This is a genomic window from Pengzhenrongella sp., assembly GCF_036565025.1.
In the GTDB taxonomy this organism is placed as follows: domain Bacteria; phylum Actinomycetota; class Actinomycetes; order Actinomycetales; family Cellulomonadaceae; genus Pengzhenrongella.
In genome coordinates this window covers 1-9871 of record NZ_DATCNW010000420.1, presented here as the reverse complement: position 1 = coordinate 9871, position 9871 = coordinate 1, and the positions used below count along the sequence as shown (strand labels likewise).

The 9871-nt window shown below is 66.5% G+C and carries 12 protein-coding genes; 5 read left to right on the top strand and 7 right to left on the bottom strand.

Translation table 11 applies throughout. The annotated features are described in order from the left end of the window. From VIM26_RS24195 to VIM26_RS24185, 3 genes are all read right to left on the bottom strand, one after another. Nucleotides 1-603 (bottom strand): YhjD/YihY/BrkB family envelope integrity protein (locus VIM26_RS24195; protein WP_331955890.1); only part of this gene is annotated, 603 nt, incomplete at its 3' end. 92 nt (nt 604-695) lie between these two features. Further along, nucleotides 696-2117 carry a protein kinase domain-containing protein gene (locus tag VIM26_RS24190; RefSeq protein ID WP_331955891.1) on the bottom strand — a complete coding sequence of 474 codons (1422 nt, stop codon included), beginning with the start codon at nt 2115-2117 and terminating at the stop codon, nt 696-698. 5 nt (nt 2118-2122) lie between these two features. Continuing rightward, nucleotides 2123-3268 carry an aromatic acid exporter family protein gene (locus tag VIM26_RS24185; protein WP_331955889.1) on the bottom strand — a complete coding sequence of 382 codons (1146 nt, stop codon included), beginning with the start codon at nt 3266-3268 and terminating at the stop codon, nt 2123-2125. A gap of 586 nt (nt 3269-3854) precedes the next feature. Between VIM26_RS24185 and VIM26_RS24180 the strand changes: the two genes are divergently transcribed. From VIM26_RS24180 to VIM26_RS24165, 4 genes are all read left to right on the top strand, one after another. Continuing rightward, nucleotides 3855-4271, top strand: coding sequence for a phage holin family protein (locus VIM26_RS24180; RefSeq protein WP_331955888.1), 417 nt, complete (start codon nt 3855-3857; stop codon nt 4269-4271). Further along, nucleotides 4255-4605: a DUF3618 domain-containing protein gene (locus VIM26_RS24175; protein WP_331955887.1), complete on the top strand. Its 351-nt coding sequence runs from the start codon at nt 4255-4257 to the stop codon at nt 4603-4605. The genes VIM26_RS24180 and VIM26_RS24175 overlap by 17 nt, the downstream gene beginning before the upstream one ends. A 78-nt stretch (nt 4606-4683) precedes the next feature. Continuing rightward, nucleotides 4684-4980: a DUF4235 domain-containing protein gene (locus tag VIM26_RS24170; RefSeq protein ID WP_331955886.1), complete on the top strand. Its 297-nt coding sequence runs from the start codon at nt 4684-4686 to the stop codon at nt 4978-4980. Nucleotides 4981-5421: 441 nt separating this feature from the next. Further along, on the top strand, nt 5422-5577 hold the full coding sequence (locus tag VIM26_RS24165; RefSeq protein WP_331955885.1) for a DUF6131 family protein: 156 nt from the start codon (nt 5422-5424) through the stop codon (nt 5575-5577). Nucleotides 5578-6025: 448 nt separating this feature from the next. On the opposite strand, the gene VIM26_RS24160 is transcribed toward VIM26_RS24165, so the two are convergent. Beyond that, nucleotides 6026-6718 carry a DUF1345 domain-containing protein gene (locus tag VIM26_RS24160; protein WP_331955884.1) on the bottom strand — a complete coding sequence of 231 codons (693 nt, stop codon included), beginning with the start codon at nt 6716-6718 and terminating at the stop codon, nt 6026-6028. 213 nt (nt 6719-6931) lie between these two features. On the opposite strand from VIM26_RS24160, the gene VIM26_RS24155 reads away from it, so the two are divergent. Continuing rightward, nucleotides 6932-7090 (top strand): hypothetical protein, encoded by a 159-nt coding sequence (locus tag VIM26_RS24155; RefSeq protein ID WP_331955883.1) that lies wholly within the window; start codon nt 6932-6934, stop codon nt 7088-7090. Nucleotides 7091-7360: 270 nt separating this feature from the next. On the opposite strand, the gene VIM26_RS24150 is transcribed toward VIM26_RS24155, so the two are convergent. The 3 genes from VIM26_RS24150 to VIM26_RS24140 form a co-directional block, all read right to left on the bottom strand. Further along, the gene (locus tag VIM26_RS24150) at nt 7361-8281 is read right to left on the bottom strand and encodes a diacylglycerol kinase family protein (protein ID WP_331955882.1); all 921 of its coding nucleotides are present in this window, start codon (nt 8279-8281) and stop codon (nt 7361-7363) included. Further along, nucleotides 8281-9000 carry a phosphatase PAP2 family protein gene (locus tag VIM26_RS24145; protein ID WP_331955881.1) on the bottom strand — a complete coding sequence of 240 codons (720 nt, stop codon included), beginning with the start codon at nt 8998-9000 and terminating at the stop codon, nt 8281-8283. Before VIM26_RS24145 ends, VIM26_RS24150 begins: the two co-directional genes overlap by 1 nt. Nucleotides 9001-9538: 538 nt before the next feature. Beyond that, nucleotides 9539-9664 carry a hypothetical protein gene (locus tag VIM26_RS24140; RefSeq protein WP_331955880.1) on the bottom strand — a complete coding sequence of 42 codons (126 nt, stop codon included), beginning with the start codon at nt 9662-9664 and terminating at the stop codon, nt 9539-9541. Between the last annotated feature and the right edge of the window lie 207 nt (nt 9665-9871).

The following is a 9871-nucleotide window of genomic DNA, read 5'->3' as shown; positions in this document are numbered from 1 at the left end:
TGCCATCCCGGCGAACCCGGCCAGTTCCCGAAGCTTGCCGTGGACGGCATTCCCGCCCGCGCCGCGCACGTCAAACATTGCCCGCACCGCCGTGCGCAGAGCCGCCATCGCGGCCGTGGCGCTGAGCAGCAGGACGACGACTGCGATCACACCAGCGACGTTCAGCCCCGTGCTGACCACGAGGTCCTCAGGCTTGAGCAGGCCGTTCCCGTCACCAGTGTCGATCAGTCCCGGCAGCGAGGTCGAGAGGGTGGTGAGCAGGTCCTGACGCAGGCCCGCGTTGCCGCCAAGAACTGCCATGAAGACCGTGTAGCCGATCGTCAGGCCGGCGAACACGGAAAACAGCGCGCTGTACGCGATCCCGCCGGTCAGCACTCCTCCGCCCGCCGCACCGAAGCGCGCATTGGCTCGCGCTGGCCGGGTCTGCTGCCACCACGCCAGCACGGCCTTGACCCGTGCCGCCATGGTCGCCGGCCCGCTCGGCCGAGCAACGGCCGGACCCGGCGCGGCATCAGGGCCCGTGGCTGCGGCGACGTGCGCCGAACCTGCCCCGATCGGGGCCGTGGCGTCGCTCGCGGGGATGCTGTCTCTAGGCGGCCTCACCCGGTGACCCTACGATCTGCTGACCTGCATGGCCATACCGCCGGTACCACCGACTTGCAGCGCTGCCGGAACTCCGCAAGCCTCGCTGCGATCTATGGGGCGTGCCGGTTATCGCGCCGGAGCTCCAGGTCGTTCATGACGATTGCCGCGAGGTCTTCGAGCGTCTCGACGTCCTGGGTGTCGAGCGTGCGCGGCTCGCGGTCCAGGATGCATAGGGTCCCCAAGTTGAAGCCGTCACGGGTGCGCAGCGGGATGCCCGCATAGAACCGAAGCCCGAATTCGCCCGCCACCAACGGGTTCGACAGCGCGCGCACATCGACTGCGGCATCCTCGATGATCCATGGGTCGTCGTGCAGGATGGCCGACGCACACAGGCCCGCATCGCGATCGAGTTCGTCAAACTCGAGCCCGTGGTGGGACTTGAACCAGATGCGGTCGTGATCGACCACGCTCACGATCGCGATCGGCACGGAGAACAGCCGGGCGGCAAGCGCAGTGATCCGGTCGAAGGCACCGTCCGGCGGGCTGTCCAGGATGTCGTACCGCTGCACCGCAGCCATCCTCGCGGGCTCGTTCTCCGGGATGATCGACTGGGTGGCGCGACGACGGCCCTTGCCCGCGGCGGTGATCTCCCGGAGGGCCAGGGCGGTCTCGCTCGCCGTGGGCCGGGCGCTGGGATCGGTCGCTGTCATCGCCTCGAGCAGCCGGGTCCATCGGGGGTCGAGCCCGGTGGGGAGGGCCGGGCTGTGCATCAACCGCGCGAGCGCGCTCTGCAAGGGCGCCCCCGGATAGGCCACGACCCCGGTGAGGCACTCAACCAGGACGAGACCGAGGGAGTAGATGTCGCTCGGCGGTCCGAGCGGCTCCCCCCTTGCCTGCTCTGGGCTGACATAGGCCGCCGTACCGGAAAGGCCACCGTCACTGTCAGCGACGAGGGTGCCTTCCATGCTCATCGCGATCCCGAAGTCGGTGAGCTTGGCCCGCACCCGGTCGGTGTCGTTGGCGTAGTCGAACATCATGATGTTCGACGGTTTGATGTCGCGGTGGACCACTCCTTGGTCATGGACGTAGTCGAGACCCTCTGCGATGTCGATGCCGATCTGCCCGACGTCGTGCGGGGTCATCGCCCCATCCAGGAGCCGGCTTCGCAGATCGGCGCCATCGATGAGCTCCATGACGAGGTAGATCCGCGGCCTATCCGGGTCCGACTGATCGGAACCGGCATCGAGGAGGGTCACAACGTTCTGGTGGTTCAGGTCAGTGAGGAGCCTGACCTCGTCGTCGGGCTGCACCTCGCCCTCGCCCTCGCCCTCGTTCGCGGTCGTGGTCGCGGTCGCGGTCGCGGTCGCGGTCGACGTCGACGTCGCCAGAATCTTGACCGCGACGTCCCGACCGAGCGATTCGTCCCGAGCTCGGTGAACAGTTCCCATCGACCCTCGTCCGATCTGCTCACCGAGGCGATACCGCCCACCCAGAACACCATCCGTTGCCGTGCCCGCGATCGCTTCCGACACGTGATTCACTTTCTCGATTGAGCACTGGCAAGAGGAGGAACTGAGGGCGAAGGGTTGTGCTGGTCGTCCTCGTCCTCGTCGCCGCCGCGGATGACGGTGAGCGACCGGCGCAGGGCGGTCACCACGGACCCGGTGATCAACAGGTCCGAGTGGGACGTTGCGTCGGCAGGCGGGTGTGCGAGGAGCGTGGCGCAAAGGTTGTCGACGGAGTCGGCGACTGTTGTGGTGACCTCCTTGTCGCATCTGCCCGCGGTCACCACCCGCACCGCAGCGGCAAGAGCTCGCAGCGCCTGGGCTGTCTGGAGCGTGATCTGGTGGGTCGGGCCGAGTGATCCGCCGCCGGAACTGTGGTCGTCGAGGAGAAGGCCGAGGTAGTGGACGAGGAACCCGAACTGCTCGAGCGCCTGCGCCTGGCGGTGCAGGTCCCGCAACGTCTCACGTTGGTTCCGCGCGCGCCGGTTCGCGTCCGCCGCCTCGCCGGACTCCCGCACGGCGGAGCGCATCTCTCCGAGCAGTTGGTCCAAGTGCCGCTGGCTCGACCGTTCGGTGCGTTCGCCGGCATCGACTTGAGGTCCGTAGGAGTCGGCGAGCGCATCCAGCTCGCAGGCGACGGTATCGCGCAAGTGGGTGAGGGAGTGCGCGGAGCGCTCCAGCGGGAGGGCAGGCAGGATCATGTTCACCACGACAGCGAAAACCGCGCCCATCAGGGTCAGACCTGCGAACGCGAGCACATAGTTCTGCTTGTCGTAACTGCCGACTACAAGCGTGAGCAGCGCCGACGTCGGCACCCAGCCCTGGGATCCCAGCCATCGCATTCCTCCGACGAGGATCCCGACCACGACCACCAGCGCGACCGTCAGGAAGTTGACGCCAAACACGGAATCCGTCAACAGGGCGATGGTCGCGCCCAGCACGATGCCCGCCACGTTGCGTGCCGCCTCGGTCGCCGATCGGTGCACGGTCGGGTGGATCGCGATGACCGCTCCCAAGGGGGCGTAGCAGGCGTAGGTGGCGATGTCGTCGGGAAGCAGCCGGGCAGCCACGAACCACGCGGCGGAGGCCGCAAACGCGCCCTTGAGCGCAAGCTGAACGCGAACGTGCCGCACCCCGCGGTGCGCCCAGCTCAACGAGGCGAGGGCCGGACTGCGCATGTTCCTCCGAACATCGTGGCGACCCCCGCCGCACCAGTATCACTGAGTCTGAGTTCACATCTCGCACGCGGGGCGAAATGACCGCCTCCCGACGAGGATCGTGACCAGGGTGGAAGTGCCGTGCTTGCCCGGTTCGACACGGGACTGTGCGGCCGGTCGACAGAGCCCACAGGCCCTTGGATTTCGTTCGACACGACGACGTGGTCCTTCGCGGGGAACCCCAGGGTTCCACGCCGACGCGATACGCACTGTTGAAGCCAACCTGACGGGGGACGGGGTTTGCAGCACTGGAAGTGGCTCGTCCAAGACGATCTTTGATACAGTTATTAAACACGTATGACCACTCGTCGACTAACGTCCGCGCACGCGAATCGATAGCGTTCCCTGCGACGGTTGTCGAACACGACCCCGGCTCGTCGCGGCGCTGTTGGAACAGCCTGTCCGGCCCCCGCGTCGCAAAGCCGTGCACCACCCGCGTCGGGTGAACCGGTTCACCAAAACCAGGAGAGCTGATGAACGAGTCTGCTGCTGGCTCCGTGGAGGTCGCGGGCCTTGCGCTCGGCACTCACCGAAAGGAGGACGTGGCATGAACCGCGATTCAAACGTCGACCCCGACGCATCCGTGGGTGAGCTGATGACCCGGCTGTCCGAGCAGACCGCGCGCCTCGTGCGCCAGGAACTCATGCTCGCTCAAGCGGAACTGAAGAGCAGCGCCAAGCACGCTGGCATCGGCGCCGGCGTCTTCGGCGCCTCCCTCGTCCTGGTGCGGCTCGGTGTCGTCGCGCTCGTCGCCACGGCCGTCATCGCGCTAGACCTGGTACTGCCACTGTGGGCCGCGGCCCTGATCGTGACAGTGGCACTCTTCGCCGCTGCCGCCGTCGGCGTCGCAGTCGGCAAGACGCAAGTTCAACAGGTCGCTCCGCCCCCCGAACACGCCGTCGAGAGCATCAAGGACGACATCGAAGCAGTCAAGGAGGCTATTCACCATGACCCCGACCAGTGACCCGAACACGCCCCTGCCCGGCAGAGATTCGAGCGCCGCGGAGATTCAGCACGGCATCGACAACACCCGCAACGAGCTCGCACACACCGTCGATGAGCTCTCGCGAAAGTTCGACGTGAAGTCCCGGACCCGGGCCAAGCTCCAGGACATCAAGCAAGGCGCCCTCGACACGGCTCGCTCGGCGCGAGAGAGCAGCAGGAACATGCTCAATCGCGTCGAGCAGTCGACGCGCGACGCGAACGGTCACCTCCGACTCGGGGTCTCGGTGTTCCTGGCGATCACCGTCGCCGCGATCCCGTTGGCTATCGTCGCGGTGCGCAGGCGCCAGCGCTAGACAAGCGCCCGCTCAAAGTCCAGACCGATCGCGACACACGTTCACCGCCAACTTGACCCACGCGAGGGAAGCTTCCCGATGACGACTCACGAAGAGACCAGCAAGTCCGCGAAAGTTCTGTACAGACCCGTCGGAATGGTCAGCTCGGTCGTCGGTGGGCTGCTTGCTTCAATGATTTTCCGCAAGTTCTGGCAGCGCACCGCGCCCGGCGACCAGTCCGACCCGCCCACGGCGTTGAACACCGAGTACCCGCTCCGACAGATCCTCATCGCTGCTGTCATCCAAGGTGCGCTGTACTCGCTGGTCAAGACCGTCATCGACCGCGCCGGCGCACGCATGTTCCAGCGTTGGACCGGGGAATGGCCCGGGAACTAATCCCAGCCGCCGGACAACCGCTGAATCAGCCGTCGCGGGTGCGATCAGGGGGTGAACCTGGGGTAGCCCGGCCGTTGCTACTCGCACCAGTCCAGTACGCAAGGGCGCCAGTAACACCCGACGGCCCTCGACGCCGTTCTCATCGATGATCTCCCCGTGGCGCGCAGCGTCGACTGGCGGGTCAAACCTGAGGAATCGTGGGTCTGTCGATCGGTGGACGGTCACGTTGTAACCCATCCGCCGAATTGCCCTGGCTCTACCGAGCAATCTGCTACATCGTAGAAAAGCATAGCCCTACGTATTGACACCTGCCCAGCTTGCGGTATTCACTGAGAGATACACCGTAGAACTATGGTGGTGATATCGGCCTCTAATTACTTCAGCGGTAGCGTCGCCAGCAACCGGGCGCCCGCTCCGAGCCTTAGCCAGCAGGGAGTCGTCGTGATCATCCTGGGTATCGTCCTGTTCATCGTCGGGCTCGTCGCCCACATCGCCGTCCTGGAGACCATTGGCGTGATACTCGTCGCCGTCGGACTCGTCCTCGCGCTCCTCGGACGCGCCGGCCGTGCCGTCGGCGGTCGCCGTCATTACTGGTGACCGCACCTGATCCGTTCCTCAACCCCGTGGGGCCGCGCGACCCGTCAACGGATCAAGGCGCTGACCGGGCAGAACTCCCCGCAGCGCAAGGCCGGAGCGGCACTGGTTCCTTCATGCGCTGTCTGAGTCGGTTCGCGTCGACGTAGCGGGGGTCGCAGTGCTTCGCGCACCGAAACGCTCATGCGCACGCCGCGAGCTTCGCGCCAACGCGGGTGGGGCGAGCGGTGGTGGCCGCGCGGCGCGCGCTCGCCCCGCGCGTACGTCGCCATCCGAGAGACCATGGATGATGTCCTCAAGGCCGGCAGCCGGCCTCGTCGCGCAAGGGGCCGGTAGCAAACAAAGGGACCTTGATCGCTCACGTCAAGGAGCTCATCGACTGGGTGCTGACCTTGATGTCGGGGCCACGACGTTTCGCCGCCCTAACGCGAATAGGTCGTTGGAGCGGGCTTTATCCTCCGAGCCCGGCGACCAGGTTGATCGTGGTGGCGATGATTATCGAGCCGAACAGGTAGGACAGGAGCGCGTGGCGTAGCGCCGTGGCTCGGATGCTCTTGGTCTGCAGGTCGGTGTCGGAGACCTGGAACGTCATTCCGATGGTGAAGGCCAGGTAGGCGAAGTCGCTGTAGCGCGGCGGGTCGGTCTCGTTGAAGTCGATGCCGCCGTCGGCGCCGGCGTAGTACAGGCGGGCGTAGCGAGTGGTGAAGATGGAGTGCACGGCCGCCCAGGACAGCGCCACACTCAGCACCGTCACGGCGGCCTGGACGTCTTTGCCTCCGGGCCCGGAGGAGCCGCCGAGTAGGAGCAGCGCGATCGCTGCCAAGCTCGCGACAGCCGCGACAACAACTGTCGTGTCGGCCGCCGAGCGGCCGGGGTACTCGGCCACGGCATGGCTAGCTGTAGTCGGTGCGTCCATCGACCAGATGCTGCGCCACAGCCAGATGACGAACACCGAGGCTGCCACGATCCATCCGGCGAGCAGCCCAAGCCGCCAGCCACTCGACGCCGTGACCGCCGACCCCGCGCCCACTCCAATGAGGGCCGCAACGGCGAGCCGGGTCCGTCCGCTGGTCCCACGCCACGGGACCTGATCCGGACCGGGAAGGTCGTCGCGGTGAGGATCTGGACCGCTGTCAGCAGGCATGCGGATAGCGTAGGGCCTGGCAGCGGACACAAGTAACTTCCCGGAGACGGCCACGAAGTTGCCCGGTGGCGGACATGAGTTTTGCCCGCTGACCGGATGTCCGCCGTCATCTCCCCCGGCACGGGCAGAGTGTCAGGGTCGTCCGCGGGGTCAACCAAGCACTACGCCTCGTGGTCCGCGCGTGCCCCGCCACGGCGCCGTAGCCGCAGAGGCGTGAAGGTCAACCACGTCGCCGCGCAACGGTTCTGGCGGCCCCGGCCCGACGACGTCACCATCGAGGCAGGCAAAACCGCGGTCGGGTCGTTGGCCGCCGCGGAGACGGTTGGTCCCGGCACCGTTCCCCGCGACGACAACCGTCGCTCGGACCGGTGACGGAGGAGGCGATGGCGAATCTGTCCGTCACAGCGTCGGGATCCGATCGGCGCCGTCCCGCCTACCCTTCATAGCCGTTGTCCGTGGCCGACCGCATCAACTCCGACACTCCTGCTGCACGCGGTCGCCCGGGTCTGCGCCTTCTTCGGAGCCACCGCCATCCTGCCCGTCCGCCGTTCCGGTCCAGCGGGAGCCGTCTCTGCTCGGGCGTGCTCTCGACCAGAGCGAATGCCTGCCCCAGGTCTGGGCGACAAAGTCAGCGTGCGAAACTCAACGAACTCGTGCGATCGGTGCATCAGCTGGTGGCACGCAGATGTCAACGGTCCGGGCTGAGACGGTGAAGTTGAGCTGGTCATTCGGTTCACGGAGATCACCGTCGAGTTCAATGGGAACGGCCTTAGGCCAGTGGACACGGACGTCTGTTCCTCGGTGATGCTGAACCTGCCAGGGCTCGGGACGCCTGCCCATCGCGATGTTGCCGAGAAGTCCAATCCAGTTGCCAAGATGTTGCGAGGTCAGGACCGCTACGTCCAACACGCCGTCGTCGGGTACTGCGGCGGGGAACAAGACCATGCCGGCGGTCAATGTTCCTACGTTGGCTACGATCACCCCGATCGCGTGGATGACCGTGACCTGGCCGTCAATTTCGAGCCGGATCGGCATTCGCTCGGCCGAACGGACCGCCTTGACACCGGCGATGGCGTACGCGGCCCAGCCGATGCGGCCCTTCAGATCATGAGAAGTCCGTTCGAAGAGAAGAGCATCGAAGCCCGAACCCCCCATCACAACAAAGGACTCCCCGTCGAGTTCCGGGACGTCAACGCGCCGCAGTGGCCCGGTAGCCGCGACCTGGGCCGCCTCGTCCAGGTTGATCGGGATGCCGAGATTTCGAGCGAACAGGTTGCCGGTGCCAGCAGGCAGCAGACCCAGAGGCACCTTCCCGCCAGCCAACACAGCTGCACATGCTCGTACAGTGCCGTCACCACCACAGGCGAGGACGATGTCAGCGCCATCGGCGACGGCCTGGGCACACTGCCCCGAGCCAGGGTCGTCCGCCGTCGTCTCGAACCACATCGGTTCGCCTATCCCCGCCGCCTCCAGCGCTGCCGTCACCGCACCCCGATGCGCCACGGGATCGCCTGTCTTGCTGGGGTTGACAACGACGGCGGGGCGTACCGGTCTGATTCTCATCACACGTGACGGCTCTCTCTCGACCCGCGCAGCGCACGCAGGCGGTCGACGATCATGACGGTCCCGAGGATCGCCAGCGCGAGCGCGACCGCTGCGAGGACGTCAGTGAGGAAGTGGTAGCCGAGGTACAACCTGCTCAGGGCGACCGCGACAACCCCGATCAACGCCGCAACGCACCAACAGAACAGTCGCCAGGCGCCGGGCCGCCGGCTCACGACCAAGTAAGCCCCGACGAAAAGAAACGTCGCTGCGCCGATCGTATGGCCCGACGGAAACGAGGCCGATGTTTCGGCACTGGGCACAAACATCGTGGTGATCGGGGGCCGCGGCCGCGCCACGACCGCCTTGATCGCAACCGAGACCGCGGTTGAGACACCCATGGCTGCGAGGAGGACCAACGGGCGCCACCACTGGTGCCTCAACGCACCCCACACGATACAAACGACCACCACAATCACCGGTAGCACCAGCGGCCCCGAGATGAACGTGATGGAACTCAATATGGCGGTCGCCGCTGGCCCGCGGTTCACGACCAGCCACGAAAGCACAGGCCGATCCGCGAGCGAGAAGTCGTCGCGCTCCACTACGGAATCGAGGAGACCGAAAAACACCGTCAGCCCGATCACTACGAGGGCGAGACCACTCACTGTCGCCCACATGAGGGGCCGGCCGGCGAAGTACTTCGCCACCCGGCTTCGAGAGGAGGGCTCGTCGCGCATGCTTCGACGCTACCCGCCCGGCATGCGGAAGACATGATCGGACGACGACTCACGAGTCTGATGCCTTGCGGATCGTCGATGGCAATGCGCGGCGAGCCCGGAACTGTCAGGCATCCCAGCCACGCAGCCAGGCTGCCTGATCCGCCTGATCGAGCGTGTCCCTATCAGCGTCGACGAGTCCGTCGGCCAAGGAGTCGGCGACCTTCGCGACGAGCTGGACGTGAAGCCATCACCGCCCGAGCGCTGGCAGCAACGTCCGCGCCAACGCGCACGCCGCCGTCATCATCACCACTACGTCAAGGCTCCTTCCACTGAGCGACATTCGAGGTTCACGACCCCACCCACCGGACCGTGGAGCGCGCCGGTCGCACAACGCACGGTCCCGACGTACGCCTGTGGCGGCGGTGCACGTGGAGGCACGGCCCGCTCAACGTGGTAAGGGTGACCACGCGTCGCGTCACCTCGCCGACCGCCCGGAGTCGTGCAATCGGCGGACGCCCCTGAGAAATCCGCTGCACAGCCGGGTGGGCGCGCGCGATCACGCGGTTGTGAGCGATCTGAACCCGCCGGTGACGAGGGCGGCGGTGCCGCGTTCGTGCCACCCGGCGGTGTGGGCGATGGCGGTTAGCACGATTGTGATGTTGGCCGCGTCAAGCCCGCTCACGAGGTCTCCGAGGGCCGATAGACCTCCTGACTACCTGCGCTCTGCTCGCTCCAGCGCGGCCGGCTCGTGTTGAGCGACACCGTGGGTGACCACGTGGGGGTGGGTTGGCGTCACTGAGGGTGATCATGCGTTTTGGGCGGCCCGCCGGGGTTGCCCTTTTTTGTTGGCGACGAGAGCGTGATGACGTCCATCGAAGCGCAACGGCCC